Genomic DNA, 13,358 nt, shown 5'->3' with positions numbered 1-13,358 from the left:
TCGACAAAGAGCGCTGCTTCATCCGCCTGGATATCAAGGACGTCTACCCGCCAGCGAAGATCTACGTCCCTCCCCAGATGCTCGATCTGGTCTCCGAATACATATCCGCCCGCATCCCGAACAGTTGACGCTAACGATACGGCGGGAACGTTCCTTGCGGTTGAAATAGGGCTTTGCCTTCATCGCCATCTCGGCCCTCTTCCCGCCCAGCTATTTCGTATAATTTTCCTTTTATTGACAATATTATCGATGGCAATCATGTCGCTTGTATGGATGCCCATTGGCAATAGCCGCGGGAACAAAGAAATTAGTACCTTTGCAGCCACCTGAAAGACGATGGGAACTCATACAACCGCTATCGGTGAAAAATAGATGGTGGACCCAGCCGGATTTGAACCGGCGACCTCCGCCGTGTGAAGGCGACGTCATAACCCCTAGACCATGAGTCCGCAGATTCCCCCATCCTATTTTAGTATAAAAATATGGCTACAACCCTCGTTTTCAGCGCGAACACCTGGAAAACAACTCCGCAAAATGAAAACGAAAGATCCTCTGTGGGTTCCGGAAGAGTGAAGGAGGAGCCCTGCCGGTGCCCCACAGATGTTATGGACTATCCATCCAATATAACTAGCGAATATTTATAAAAATCCATGCTTGGATGTATTGCACATATGTTTTTGGAAATAATATATTGAAAAGTCTTGATAATAATGACTTATCAATGTAATTGCAAAGAAAAAACCAGTAAAATAATGGCAATATGGTGGACCCGGCCGGGATTGAACCGGCGACCTTCGCCTTGTAAGGGCGACGTCATAACCACTAGACCACGAGTCCGCAGATTCCCCGAATTCCTATGCATATTTAAATATGGCTACTTAGGACGGCGTTTCCGTGATCCTGGCTAGATAAATGTAATCCATATTGGATTATACTTTGATTCACAATCGAACAGAATATGCCATAGAATCCCAAAACCGAAAGGGACCAAAAATCCCCGAAACGCATACTCCGAACCGAAACTGAAGTTTAAAAATCAAGGCTCAACAATAAAATATAAGGACCTCCATGCAGAGGCGTTGCGATTGTAGTCCAGCGGTTAGGACGGATGCTTCCCAAGCCTCTGACTCGGGTTCGAATCCCGGCAATCGCACCATTAACCAATTTTGCTGCGCTTCCGACTCTCAATATTAATCTTATAATATAGGCGCCGACATATGGTTCTCCATGCAAATGCTGGAGATAGACGGCTCGAGAGGCGAGGGTGGAGGGCAGATGGTCCGCACCTCCGTAGCGATGGCCACCGTCACCAGCAAGCCGACGCACCTGACCCGCATAAGGGAGAACAGGCCCACGAACGGGCTCTCAAAGCAGCACTGCGCCGCCGTGAACGCGGTAGCCGAGATGGCCGGATCCACCGTGGAAGGCAATTCCATAGGCTCCAGAGAGCTGATTTTCCTCCCCGGAAAAGAGCAGGTGTATGACATCCAGATGAACATAGGGACCGCCGGCAGCGTGAGCCTCGTGCTTCAGGCTATGTTCCTCGCCGCCCGCAACCACAAGAAGAAATTGACTGTGGACATAAGCGGCGGGACCAACGTGATGTGGGCACCTCCCATAGATTCCTACCAGCATCTCCTGTTCCCTCTGATGAGGAAGATGGACATAAACGCGGACGTCAAGATCATCGACCGCGGATTCTACCCCCAGGGCGGAGGCAGGGTGCTGGCGACGCTGGACCCGATAAAGGAGATAAAACCGCTTGACATCAAAACCTTGGGTGATTTGGTGGGCATAAAAGCCGTATGCTTCAGCCAAAGGCTCCCGGATTGGGTCACAAAAGACATGATGCGCAGCTGCGGCGATGCTCTTGCCCCCGTCGCGGACGTGGAATTCGAGATCCACAAGACCGAGGGAGACTCTCGCGGAGCCGGAATCGTATTGGTGGCAGAGTTCGAGAACGGCATGCTGGGAAGCAACGCCCTCACCTCCAGAGGCCACACCGCAGACAAAGCCGGGGAAGACGCCGCAGCGGACCTCATCAAAGAGATGAACAGCGGGGCCACGATGGATGTCCACACGGCCGACCAGGTCCTCCCGTACATGGCGATGGCCACCGGGAAGAGCGGGTTCACCGTCTCCCGCATAAGCAGACACCTGCTGAGCCAGATGGACACCTTGGAATCGTTTTTGGACGTCAAATTCGGCGTCAAGAGGATGGATGACATATACAGGTTCACCGTAACTCCTTGCGATAGCAATGAGGCCGTTCATCCACGTTAACTGCGCCATGTCCGCCGACGGGAAGATCGCCGGCGAAGACCGCACACAGGTGAGAATCTCCTCGGACGAGGACAAGGCCCGCGTGAAGAATCTCAGAAAGAAATATGACGCCATACTCGTGGGAGTCGGTACCATACTGGCCGATGACCCGCATCTGACTTTCAAGGACGGCACCTACGACACGAACCCCATCCGCATAGTTCTCGACCCCCATGGGAAGACCCCGGATGAAGCCTTGGTCCTTGACGAGAGGGCGCCGACCATCATGGTCACCTTGGAAGGCTGCGACAGGGAGTGGGACTGCGAGGAGACCATACGCGCCGGGAAGGATACTATAGACCTGGAATCCCTGATGTCCACTCTTGCGGAGGACATCGGAGTGGAAAGCATCCTCGTAGAAGGCGGAGGGCGCACCATATCCTCGTTCTTCAGATCCAAAATGGTCGACAGATACACCGTGTTCGTGGGCGGACTCATAATCGGCGGATCCGATTCCCCCACGCCTTGCGACGGGAACGGATGGGCGGCCGAGAATGGGATCAAAATGGATCTCAAAGCCTGCGATGTCTTAGGGAACGGTGCGCTCCTCACGTTCGAGCCGAAGTTCCGATCGCTTTTCCGAGGGCGTCAGTATGAATTTGCAATTGTTGGAGCCCTCGCCGAAAACCTCTTTCGACTCCACCTCATAAGTTTTGCCTGTGGCGTCCTCCAAGACTTTTGACATGAACCCGACGGCATACCCGCTGAAAGATCTCCAGGAGCCTTCGGTCATCGTCATATCGTCCCTGAGGACTATCGTGAGAGGCTTCAGGGAGAATACGTTGATCTCTCCCATCCCCATCTTCGAGTAGTAATCGCGGGCGTTGGCCACAGTGTCCTCGATGGAAGCCCCCGTAAGGGACCCGCCCAGAGCCATGGCATGGAGCCAGCCGATTATCTGCGCCATCGGCTCCACGGAAAGGCCTATCCCATCCATGCCCAGGAAAAAGAATCTGGCCATCGCATCGCGCGTCTTCAGCGGATCGGACACGACAGCCGACATCGATTTGACGATCATGTCCATGGAATCGTCGTTCGGCTCCTTCGAGTAGGCGAATCTTACCGAACTCAGGGAATAGACTTTCCTGCGGCTGTCCTCGAGATCGTCATAGGTTCTGATCAGACCCTGCTCGACCATGCGGCTCAGATGGACCGACAAAGTGGACTGGGCTTTGTTGAGAGATTTGGATAGCTCTGTCAGCGATCTGTCCGAGTCCCTCAGCCTGGCGAGGATATTCCTATGAACTTCGTTGGAAACCTGCACGAGACCATGTTCCGTATAATAGATCTCGAAGTCGGCTAGCGGGCCGTCAGTCATCAAACATCAATAATAATAGCGCATAAAATCGTTGCGCATAATCATCCATGTTGCCCCAAAAACCATCTGTGCCGAATAATTCCATATAGTCATCGGATGATAGCAGCAGACAATGAAAGCGACTGTGAGCGGGGAAAACCGCGATATCAGAGCCGTCTGGTTCGAGGGCGGAAAGGTCATGATGATAGATCAGCGGAAACTTCCCGCGGAAGTCGCGGTGAAATCGTTCTCCGGATATATGGACGTCGCGGAAGCCATACGCAACATGACAGTCCGCGGAGCGCCTTCGATAGGAGCATCCGCAGCTTACGCGATGTGCCTGGCGGCTCTGAAAGGATGCGACTTGACTGAAGCCGCCAAAGACATAAAGGCGGCCAGGCCGACGGCGAACGACCTCTTCTACGCGGTAGACTACATGGCGGGAAAACTGTCGGAAGGAGCCGATCCCGTGGTGGCCGCCGACGGCTACGCCCAGATGATGGTCGACAAATGCTCCCGCATTGGGGAGTTCGGAGCAGAGCTCATCAAAGACGGGATGAAGCTGATGACCCATTGCAACGCGGGAGCGCTGGCGACGGTGGATGTCGGGACCGCCCTGGCGCCGATGAGGAAGGCGAAGGAACAGGGGAAGAAGTTCTTCGTCTACGCGTCCGAGACCAGGCCGCGCCTGCAGGGAATGCAGCTTACCGCATGGGAGCTCGGCCAGGAAGGCATAGACCACGCGATCATCCCCGACGGGGCATCGGCATATTACATGTCCAAAGGGGTGGACATGATAATCACCGGAGCCGACAGGATCGCTGCCAACGGGGATTTCGCCAACAAGATCGGGACTTTCGACAAGGCCATCGTAGCCAAGCGCTTCGGGATACCGTTCTATGTCGCCGCGCCCATATCCACTTTCGATTTCGGCACCAAGAACGGGGACGGAATAGTCATCGAACAGAGATCGGAAGAGGAAGTGACCATGATCGGAGGGATGAGAATCGCCCCAGAGGGATCTCCCGCCCTGAATCCCGCGTTCGACGTCACTCCGGCGGAGCTCGTCACCGGATTCATCACCGAGAAGGGGATACTCAGGCCGGACGAGATCTCCAAGGTGAACCTATGAACGAGATGCATGCGCGCGAACGCTTGGCCGAGATCTGCAAACTGCTGTACGACAGGAAGATAACGGTCTCAGCCGGCGGGAACATGAGCGTCAGGATAAGCGGATCCGAGATTCTCATCACGCCGTCCGGAACCAACAAGGGCATGCTCAAGCCCGAAGACATGGTGAAGCTGGGCCTGGATGGGAAAGTCCTCTCAGGAGGCAAACCGTCGATCGAGCACAGATTCCACCTCGCCCTGTACAGGATGAATCCCGATACCAACGCCGTGGTCCATTGCCACCCGCTGCACTGCACCGCCTTGGCCTCTCTGGGGAAGCCCATAAGAAGCAACATAACCCCGGAAGGAGTCCTTCTGCTGGGGAAGGTGCCGATGATCCCTTACTACACGCCGGGATCGGAGGAGCTGGTGGAAGCGGTCGCGAAGGAAGGGCATGCGATGGCGATGCTCATGGAAAGGCACGGCGCCCTGACGCAGGGGAAGACTTTGGAAGAAGCCTACGACAGGATGGAGGAGCTCGAATTCCAGGCGAACCTGCAGATGATCGCCAGAGGCGCGGAAGACCTACCCATAGACGAGATAAGGAAGCTGGAAGGGATGAGATAATGGCAATATTGGTGACCAAATGGTTCGGCGTGTTTCTCGTCGACGAGAAATCCGGCAAGGTGAAAGACAGCCGTCTGATGCCCCATGACACGCACGAAGTCGCGGAGAAGCTCGCCGACATGCAGAGGGGGAACCTCCTGCCGGAGGAGAGGGAGCTGGCCGCATCCGCCGGAGGCAAGATTTCCGTCGGCGACCGCAGGCAGTCCGAGCTCGGGAAGCCTGAGCTGTTCGATTCCTCATTCATAACCCCGGACAAGTACGGGTTCAGCGACGAGTTCATGCACGAAGCCATGATGGAGCTCGGGAAGCTGAGGACATCCGAGCCGATACCCCGCGACAGGAACCTCGTGCAGGCCATCAGAAACTTGGACGACCAGATAGAGACCATCAACCTCTACAGCGAAAGGCTCCACGAGTGGTATGGCATGCATTTCCCGGAGCTCGCTGACTATGCCCATGACGCCAGATACGCCGATCTGGTGGCGAGATACGGCGACAGGGACCAGATCATCGAGGAGCTCGGGATAGGGATATCGTCAATAGGATCCGATTTCGATCCGGACGACATGCGCGCCGTCCAGGATCTGGCCGATACTTTGTGCCGCCTCTACGACGACAAAAAGAACACGGAGAGCTACATAAGCGGGATAGTCTCGACGGCATGCCCCAATCTCTGCGCAATGCTCGGAGGCCCACTGGCGGCCAGATTGATCTCCCTTGCCGGAGGATTGGAAAGGCTGGCATCTCTCCCGTCGTCCACGGTCCAGCTTCTGGGGGCCGAGAAGGCCATGTTCAGGCACCTGAAATCCGGTAAAAGGCCGCCGAAGCACGGCATAATCTTCCAGCATCCGGAAATCCACAGGTCCCCATACTGGCAGAGAGGGAAGATAGCCCGCGCTCTCGCCGGGAAAATACTGATAGCCGCTAAAGTCGACCAATACGGGGGCGAGTTCTGCGGAGACAGACTCAACGAGGAATTCGCCGCAAGGGTGGAGAACATAAAGAAACGCTATCCGGAAGCCCCGAAGAAACCCCAGAAAAGCTCGAAGCAGCGCGGGAAGCCCGGGAAGAAAGGCAAAATGCGCAGGCGCCGATGAAAGACGGACCCAAGCCGAATGACCGTTCCAGACCTCTGGGTCCGATACAAAACATTTAAAGGAAACGGTCCCATGAGGAAAGCGATAACATGAGGTCCGCAACTGTGTTCGGCCTGTATGTGTACACTGCCCGCAGGGGAGTGAACCTCCGGCCATAAGCCGGTTCAAATCTAACAAAAGGAAGTGAGATCGATGTGGGAGATGAAAGAGATCAGAGAGCTGAAAGAGGGAAGGTACGTCAACGTCGACGAAGAGCCCTGCAAAATCGTGAAAATCACGACTTCCAAGCCCGGAAAACATGGATCCGCGAAAGCGAACATCGATGCGGTCAGCATCTTCACCGGAGCGAAGAAATCCATCGTCGGACCTGTCAGCACCAAAGTGCAGGTCCCTATGATCGACAAAAGAAAGGGACAGATCCTGTCAATCTCCGACAAAGAAGCCATGGTCATGGACCTCGAGACCTTCGAGCAGCTCTCCATCACCATCAACGATGACGCCGAGCAGAAGATCGAGGAAGGGGCCGAAGTCCTCTACCTCGTCGCCATGGGCAGATACAAGTTCCTGTGATGCGATAAAATGTCGTTCGGGATCTCATATGCGGGCGCGGAATCGGAATACGACGATGCCGATGTCGTCATCTATGGGATCCCTTACGACCACACCGCCTGCTTCAAAGCGGGCGCGAGAGAGGCTCCGACAGCCATCAGACGGGCCTCCTACAATTTTGAGGAAATACATTTCGAGCACGGCATACACCAGCCCAGGCTGAACGTATGCGATTATGGGAACTGCGACGATTTCGTCCTTCCCGAAGACATGTTCGCGGAGGTCGATTTCTGCGTCGGCCCGGCCATAAGGGACGGCAAATTCACCGTCGCGATCGGCGGCGAGCACAGCGTGAACATCCCCATCATAAGGAACTTCGAGAGCAGCGGCGTCGCAGTCATATCCATAGACGCGCACCTTGATTCCAGGGACGAATACCTCGGGACCCCCAACAGCCACGCCTGCGTCATGAGGCGCGCCGCGGAGCACGTCGGCATCGACAACACCTTCGTCATCGGATGCCGCGCCATCGGCGAGGAGGAACTGGACAGGGACGACCCGATACCGTTCATCAGCTCTTACGAAGTCATGGACAACGGGATCGGTTGGGCCATCAAAAAGGCGCTGGACAGCGTGAGAAGCGAGAAGATCTACCTTACGATCGACATCGACGGCATAGATCCCGCCTTCGCACCCGGAACCGGAACCCCCGAACCCTTCGGCCTCATGCCGATAGACGTGAAGAAGGTCATAAACGCCGTAGGGGACAGGATGGTCGGGTTCGACGTCGTCGAAGTATGCCCTCCAGCAGATCCGGCAGGGATAACATCGATCCTCGCCGCCAGATATATCAACGAGGCCATCGCGGTCCATGCGAAAAGCCTCAGGAACTGAGGAATTCCTCCGCCATAGACACGTACTCCTCGGCTCTGGACTCGGCTTTTTCTTTGTCCTTCGACTCCGAGAAGATCCTGAACGAAGGCTCGGTGCCTGATGCCCTCAGAAGAACCCAGCCATCATCGAAAAATATCTTCAGACCGTCCGTCAGATCGGTTCTTAGGCCGGATACCTTCTCTTTCATGCGGTCGTACAGAACTTCCCTTTTGTCTTCCGGGCAAGCCACTTTGGCTTTCACCGAGTGGTATTCCGGGAGGGAATCCAGCTGGTCGGACAGCGAACCTCTTTTGGATACGCACTCCAGCATGACGGCCATGGCCATCGCGCCGTCGCGGCAATACTGGTGCCTCGGGAATATCAGGCCTCCGCTCTCCTCTCCGCCCAGGACGGAATCCGATTCCATCATCATCCTGGCGACGGCCGGTGCGCCGACCGGAGTGCGCACGACCAGACCTCCGGCCGCGGACACAACGTCATCCACCATGGAAGAGGTGCTGACCGGAGTGAAAACCTTCCCGGGGCCTTCCGACAGCACGCTGCGGGCGATTATGGCCAATGCGGCGTCTCCCGATATATCCCTGCCGTCCGGAGCCGTAAAGAAGCATCTGTCGGCGTCCTCGTCGAAGGTAACGCCGAAATCCGCGTTGGATGCCGCCATGAGAGCCTTCAATTCCGCCGGGCCGTTCTTGGAGGGACCGGCAGAAGGGTAGCAATTCACGGCAACGGTACGCACGCCCAGCTTCCCGAGAACCGCGGGAACGACGGAATAGGACGCACCGTTGGCGCAATCCGCGCAGACTGTGAGGCCCGCAGACCTTATCGCCTCGGCGTCCACCGAAGAGACCACCGAATCGACGTATTCGTCCTCAGCGTCCTCGACCTCATCGATGTCGCCGGCGAAAAGCCAATCGACGTCGTCCAACTGCCCGGAAAAGGCTTCCTCAATCTTGCGCTCATCGCCCCTCGAAGCCTCGGTTCCATCGGAGGAGATGCACTTGATGCCGTTGAACTCCGGCGGATTGTGGGATGCGGTCACCATTATCCCGCCCGAGATGTCGGCGCGGACTTTCACGTAATGCTGCAGCGCCGGGACAGGGAGTATGCCTAAATCCAAAACATCGCATCCGGACGCCACAAGGCCGGAAGATACCGCGCTCTTGATCATATCCGCGGAAGAGCGGGTGTCCGTGGCGATCGCCACTTTGCCGCCCAGAACCTTGCCGGCGGCCTTGCCGAGGCGCAGAGCGAATTTGGGCGTCATGGTGACGTTGACGACGCCTCTGATCCCGTCGGTCCCGAACATCGAAGCCATGGAAGACCCAATCCACCTGGCTTACTTAACAGCAGCGGATGGTCAGGAAGGTTTGGAGTTCTTCTCGATCCATCTGCGGATGTCTTCCTTGCGGGTGCTGCCTATGCCGAAATACTCCGCGAACTTGTTGGTGGTCGTGAGCTCCTTGGTCTGGCCGGACCTCTTGGCCGACACGAAGCCCATCTCTATGAGCGCTGACACGTCCTCATACGCGCGGGGGCCGCGTGTCTTCACCAGATCGGACTGCATGACGGGCTGGTTATACGCTATGGCACTGAGAGTGCGCATGACTCCGGGGGACATCTCCGCCTTGGAGAAGGATCCGGTGCATTCCGCGTATTCGGTGCGGAGCATCATCCTGTACTCCCCGCCTATCTTCGCGACCATTATCGCGGAATCCCTCTCGTCATATTCCCTGCGGAGATCCAGGATGGCCGTGCGGACCTCTTCCTCCGGGATCCCCGTCTTCTCCGCGATATCCGATATGCGGAGGTTATCCGCCGCCGAGAACAGGGCGGCTTCGACTGCTGCCTTGACTTTCATGATAGCGCTTCCTCCCGCCCTTCCGCGGGCCTGTCCTTTTCGGGCAATATCCTGACGTGTATGGCTCCGGACGGATACCCATCCTGCCAGACGTCTATGAAACCGTTCCTTACCAGATGCAGAAGCGACACGAAGACCGAGAGGTTGATGCCGAGATCGTCGCCGAGCAGATCCTCCAGGCCCAGCTCTTCCCTGCCGAGGCCGAGTATCCTCTCCCAGACGGCTTCGACGGTCCTCTCGTCGTCCTCCTCGTGGGCTTTGTTGTCGAACTTCTTCTTCGGCTCCTTGGACCTCAGAGCCTCGCGGACGCGCTCCCTCTCCCTGGCGATCTCGGCTTCCTTCCTTGCGTCCTCGAAAGCGTCTATGAGCTCGACCATGGTGACCGGACGTACCGGCTCCTTCACGAACGTAGGTTTGAAGACGACGTCCGGGACTTCGAGCGGGACGTAATCGTCGGATTGGTCGTCGAAGAACTCCTCTATCTCGGGCTCTGGCGGCGGCTCCGACCTCTCGCGGGTGGAATCGGACTGCAGCCTGAGCACTTTCCATGCCATCAGCAGGAGCTTCCCTGCGATGATCATGTCGAAATCGTCCTCTCTGACCTTCTCGGAGTACATCCTGGCGAACTCCGAGAGGTCTATCGCCCAGGGGTCCATCCCGCTGTCCAGAACCAAGCTGAATGCCGAGCGTATCGCCTCGTCCACAGGGTTTGCCAGCCTCTCCCCGGCCTCGGCGCTGGAAAGGATGTCCATGTACCCTCCGATCTTGTTGTAGGTCTCCTCGTCCTCGGCGATGGACCTGTGGAAAAGAAGATGCTGCCTTATGTCCTCGATGTCGGTCGGCATCTCATGATCCCTCCTTCTGCTTCTTCAGAGCCTCCTCCTCGTATTTCGAGACCTCGGCGATATCGGGCTGCATTATGACCTTGCTGATCCCGGACGGGGGCCTGGTCACGCCTATTAAGTGGTCGGCGAGAGCTAGTGTGACTTTCCTGAGGGAAACCTGGATGAACTGCGCCTTCTGCGAGCTCTCGCGGACCCTCTTCGCCACCATCTCGGCGTTGACCGAATCCAGGAACATGTCCACCTCGTCCAGAACGTAGAAGGGCGAGGGCTGATACTCTTGGATCGCGAATATGAAAGACAGAGCGGTAAGCGACTTCTCCCCTCCGGAGAGCGCCTCCAACCTCAGCAGCTTCCCGTTCCTGGGCTTGGCGTTTATCATAAGCCCGCCGGCGAAGGGATCGTCCTCGTCGTCCAGCCCCATGAAAGCCTCCCCGCCGCCGGAGAGCTGGGCATAAATAGCTTTGAAATTCTCGTTGACGGCGTCATAAGAGCTCATGAACAGCCCCTTTTTCTTGGCGATGAGGTCATCCATCAGAGAATTCAGCTCGGATATGCGGCCGTTCAGTTCGGCGGTCTCCCTCATCAAACTATCGTAGCGGGACTTTTTGGCGTCATATTCCTCTATAGAACGCAGATTGACGTTGCCGAGATCGGATATCGTGCGCTCGAAGCCCCTGATCCTGCGCCTGATCTCCTCTTCCGAGGGCACCGGCTCCGGGACCTGGATGGTAAGAGCGTCGACGGCTATCTTGAGGTCGGTCAGACTGGCCTCGGATTGGAGCGCCTGGGCGCGGTAGCTCTCGAGGAGGGCGGTCTTGGTCTCTATCTCCTTGGAGATTTCGCGGACCGACTCCTCCAGAGAACGCTTCTTGGCCGCGAACCCTTCCTTCTTCTTCCCCAGCTCCTTCAGGCCGCTCTCCATCTCCGCCAATATGGCGCGGAGAGCCCCGAGGTCCACGTCTATGCGCGCGATGGCCTCGTTGGCCGCGGAAATGGCGGCGTTATCCTCCTCTATCGCGGCTTTGGCGGCCTCCAGCTGCTTGCCGTAGGATTCGTTCTGCTTCCTGAGGCCTTCCATCTCCGTCTCGGAGGAGGCGACCGAAAGCTTCAGATCGGATATCCTGCCGGTGAGCCCGAAGATGGCGTCGCGGACGCTCTGCATGCGCTGCTGAAGCTCGGCCGGAGCGATCTCCGCGATGCGGGCCTTTATGCCTGCCCTCTCCTCGTTTATCGAATCCAGGGCCTCCTGAGCCTTGGAATAGGCCAGACGGACGGCGGACAGATCGGCTGATGCTTTCTCCGCCCTCTCCCTGCATTCCTTGAGCTCCGAGTCCGCCGCTGTTTTGGATTTCTCCAGCTGGGATATCTGCCCTTTGATCTCGGCGATCTTGCCCATGGACTCCCTCCCGGAGGAGCTGGCTATCCTGAACTCGTCGCTGAGCTTGCGATACTCGTCGCGGGTCTGCCTGAGGTCGCTCTCGGCGGAATCCAGAGCTTCCTTGGCTTTCCTCATCCTGTCCCCGGCCTCCGCCAGCTTGTCCTCGGATGCTGGGCCGAACTTCATCATGCTCTGCTGGCTGACGGTCCCTCCGACCATGGCGCCGGACGCCTCGATGACCTCTCCCTGGAGGGTGACGATCCTTATGCCGCCCATTATGCGGCGGGCGACGTCCATGTCCTTGACGACCAGCGTATCGGAAAGGACGTACCAGAAGACATTGTAGTATTTGTCGTTGAAATCTATCAGGTCTATGGCAAATCCGATGGCTTCCTTCTGGCTCATTATGGCTTTGGCGCGGGGTTTGCCTCCCATCATCTTCGTGATCGGCAGGAACGTCACGCGCCCGAGCCTCTCTTTCTTGAGGTAATCGATAGCGTCGGCGGCCACCTGATCGTCGTCGACGACTACGGCCTGCATCTTTCCGCCGGCGGCCACCGAAAGGGCGGTCTCATACTGTTTGTCGACGGTTGCGAGCTCCTGGACGGTCCCGTGGATGCCTTTCATCTGGCCTTTGTTCCTCAGGCCCAGGATTGCCTCCACAGCCATGCTTCCGCGGCCGGCCTTCTCCGACGCCCTTTTGTCTATCTGAATCGAATTGTACTCGGACTCGCGCTTCCTGTAGGCCTCGGTAAGCTCCTTGACCTGCGTCTCGAGTTCGGACTCGCGCTTCCTCACCTGCGCCATGCGATTCTGGATGTCATCCAGGTCCGGCCCGGACTCCGCCTGCAGCTGCTTCAGGCTCCATTTCGCGTCTTTGATCTCGAAATCAAGTGTATTGGCTCTGTCTTCCTGTACGGAAAGGGCGTTTCCGGCGTCTTCATCCTCCTTCTCGGCCTTGGCCAGCGCGGAAGATGCGTTCCTGAACTCCTCTGAGCGCGCCTCAGAATCCGCATCGGCCTTCTCCAGCCTCTTCTGAAGTTCCTCATGCTCGCCGCCGGCCTCGGAGATCTTCATAGAAACGCTTTTCTCCTCTTCTTCGGCGGTTAACTTCTGGGATTCCAGCGACTTCAGCTCAGACATGCCGGACTCGCGGGAACGCTCCAGCTCGGCGATCCTCTCGGTGTTCTCGGCGATGATGGCCTCGTAAGATGATCTGAACTCCTCCTCGCTCTCCAGATCGCTCTCGGCATTCTCCTTGTCCCTGTTCTTGGTGGCCTTCTCGATCATGGCGTCGGTGATGCGCGACTTTATCCCGTCGTACTCAGGCCCGACTTTGGCCGACATCTCCGCTTCCGTATCGGCGATAGCTTTGTCGGCC

11 protein-coding genes and 3 tRNA genes are annotated in these 13,358 nt (G+C 57.1%); 8 read left to right on the top strand and 6 right to left on the bottom strand.

All coding sequences use genetic code 11. The features are described from left to right. Positions 1–373: 373 nt before the first annotated feature. Together IKP20_03640 and IKP20_03635 are read right to left on the bottom strand one after the other, a co-directional pair. Positions 374–449 (bottom strand) — tRNA-Val (locus IKP20_03640). 312 nt (positions 450–761) lie between these two features. After that, a tRNA-Val gene (locus IKP20_03635) sits at positions 762–837 on the bottom strand. A gap of 244 nt (positions 838–1,081) precedes the next feature. Between IKP20_03635 and IKP20_03630 the strand changes: the two genes are divergently transcribed. The 8 genes from IKP20_03630 (at position 1,082) to speB (ending at position 7,896) form a co-directional block, all read left to right on the top strand. Then, positions 1,082–1,156 (top strand) — tRNA-Gly (locus tag IKP20_03630). Between the two features lie 77 nt (positions 1,157–1,233). Then, positions 1,234–2,283 carry an RNA 3'-terminal phosphate cyclase gene (locus tag IKP20_03625; protein ID MBR4504048.1) on the top strand — a complete coding sequence of 350 codons (1,050 nt, stop codon included), beginning with the start codon at positions 1,234–1,236 and terminating at the stop codon, positions 2,281–2,283. Further along, positions 2,261–3,004 (top strand): dihydrofolate reductase family protein, encoded by a 744-nt coding sequence (locus IKP20_03620; protein ID MBR4504047.1) that lies wholly within the window; start codon positions 2,261–2,263, stop codon positions 3,002–3,004. The genes IKP20_03625 and IKP20_03620 overlap by 23 nt, the downstream gene beginning before the upstream one ends. Before the next feature lie 748 nt (positions 3,005–3,752). Beyond that, positions 3,753–4,751, top strand: a complete 999-nt coding sequence (gene mtnA / locus IKP20_03615; GenBank protein ID MBR4504046.1) for an S-methyl-5-thioribose-1-phosphate isomerase — start codon at positions 3,753–3,755, stop codon at positions 4,749–4,751. After that, complete coding sequence (locus IKP20_03610) at positions 4,748–5,356, top strand: class II aldolase/adducin family protein (GenBank protein MBR4504045.1); 609 nt, start codon at positions 4,748–4,750, stop codon at positions 5,354–5,356. The genes mtnA and IKP20_03610 overlap by 4 nt, the downstream gene beginning before the upstream one ends. Next, the gene (locus tag IKP20_03605; protein MBR4504044.1) at positions 5,356–6,453 is read left to right on the top strand and encodes a ribosomal biogenesis protein; all 1,098 of its coding nucleotides are present in this window, start codon (positions 5,356–5,358) and stop codon (positions 6,451–6,453) included. Before IKP20_03610 ends, IKP20_03605 begins: the two co-directional genes overlap by 1 nt. Before the next feature lie 192 nt (positions 6,454–6,645). Next, entirely contained in the window at positions 6,646–7,023 is a 378-nt protein-coding gene (locus tag IKP20_03600; protein ID MBR4504043.1) for a translation initiation factor IF-5A, read from the top strand. Between the two features lie 9 nt (positions 7,024–7,032). Further along, on the top strand, positions 7,033–7,896 hold the full coding sequence (gene speB, locus IKP20_03595) for an agmatinase (protein MBR4504042.1): 864 nt from the start codon (positions 7,033–7,035) through the stop codon (positions 7,894–7,896). On the opposite strand, the gene glmM is transcribed toward speB, so the two are convergent. The 4 genes from glmM to IKP20_03575 all read right to left on the bottom strand — a co-directional run. Then, the gene (gene glmM, locus IKP20_03590) at positions 7,886–9,211 is read right to left on the bottom strand and encodes a phosphoglucosamine mutase (protein MBR4504041.1); all 1,326 of its coding nucleotides are present in this window, start codon (positions 9,209–9,211) and stop codon (positions 7,886–7,888) included. The two genes, speB and glmM, sit on opposite strands and share 11 nt — an antisense overlap. A gap of 42 nt (positions 9,212–9,253) precedes the next feature. Next, positions 9,254–9,754 carry an SMC-Scp complex subunit ScpB gene (scpB, locus tag IKP20_03585; GenBank protein ID MBR4504040.1) on the bottom strand — a complete coding sequence of 167 codons (501 nt, stop codon included), beginning with the start codon at positions 9,752–9,754 and terminating at the stop codon, positions 9,254–9,256. After that, positions 9,751–10,599: a chromosome segregation protein ScpA gene (locus tag IKP20_03580; GenBank protein MBR4504039.1), complete on the bottom strand. Its 849-nt coding sequence runs from the start codon at positions 10,597–10,599 to the stop codon at positions 9,751–9,753. Before IKP20_03580 ends, scpB begins: the two co-directional genes overlap by 4 nt. A 1-nt stretch (position 10,600) precedes the next feature. Next, positions 10,601–13,358: chromosome segregation protein SMC (locus tag IKP20_03575; protein MBR4504038.1), on the bottom strand; the 2,758-nt coding region annotated here is incomplete at its 5' end.

This window comes from Candidatus Methanomethylophilaceae archaeon (assembly GCA_017524805.1).
In the GTDB taxonomy this organism is placed as follows: Archaea; Thermoplasmatota; Thermoplasmata; order Methanomassiliicoccales; family Methanomethylophilaceae; genus Methanoprimaticola.
The sequence above is the reverse complement of the archived record's forward strand: the minus strand, read 5'-3'. Positions and strand labels throughout refer to the sequence as shown.

Coding starts and splice junctions, on each gene's coding strand:
- IKP20_03625 (MBR4504048.1), top strand. CDS start 1,234: ATGCTGGAGATAGACGGCTCGAGAGGCGAGGGTGGAGGGCAGATGGTC.
- IKP20_03620 (MBR4504047.1), top strand. CDS start 2,261: ATGAGGCCGTTCATCCACGTTAACTGCGCCATGTCCGCCGACGGGAAG.
- IKP20_03605 (MBR4504044.1), top strand. CDS start 5,356: ATGGCAATATTGGTGACCAAATGGTTCGGCGTGTTTCTCGTCGACGAG.
- IKP20_03580 (MBR4504039.1), bottom strand. CDS start 10,599: ATGCCGACCGACATCGAGGACATAAGGCAGCATCTTCTTTTCCACAGG.
- speB (MBR4504042.1), top strand. CDS start 7,033: ATGTCGTTCGGGATCTCATATGCGGGCGCGGAATCGGAATACGACGAT.
- IKP20_03610 (MBR4504045.1), top strand. CDS start 4,748: ATGAACGAGATGCATGCGCGCGAACGCTTGGCCGAGATCTGCAAACTG.
- scpB (MBR4504040.1), bottom strand. CDS start 9,754: ATGAAAGTCAAGGCAGCAGTCGAAGCCGCCCTGTTCTCGGCGGCGGAT.
- glmM (MBR4504041.1), bottom strand. CDS start 9,211: ATGGCTTCGATGTTCGGGACCGACGGGATCAGAGGCGTCGTCAACGTC.
- IKP20_03600 (MBR4504043.1), top strand. CDS start 6,646: ATGTGGGAGATGAAAGAGATCAGAGAGCTGAAAGAGGGAAGGTACGTC.
- mtnA (MBR4504046.1), top strand. CDS start 3,753: ATGAAAGCGACTGTGAGCGGGGAAAACCGCGATATCAGAGCCGTCTGG.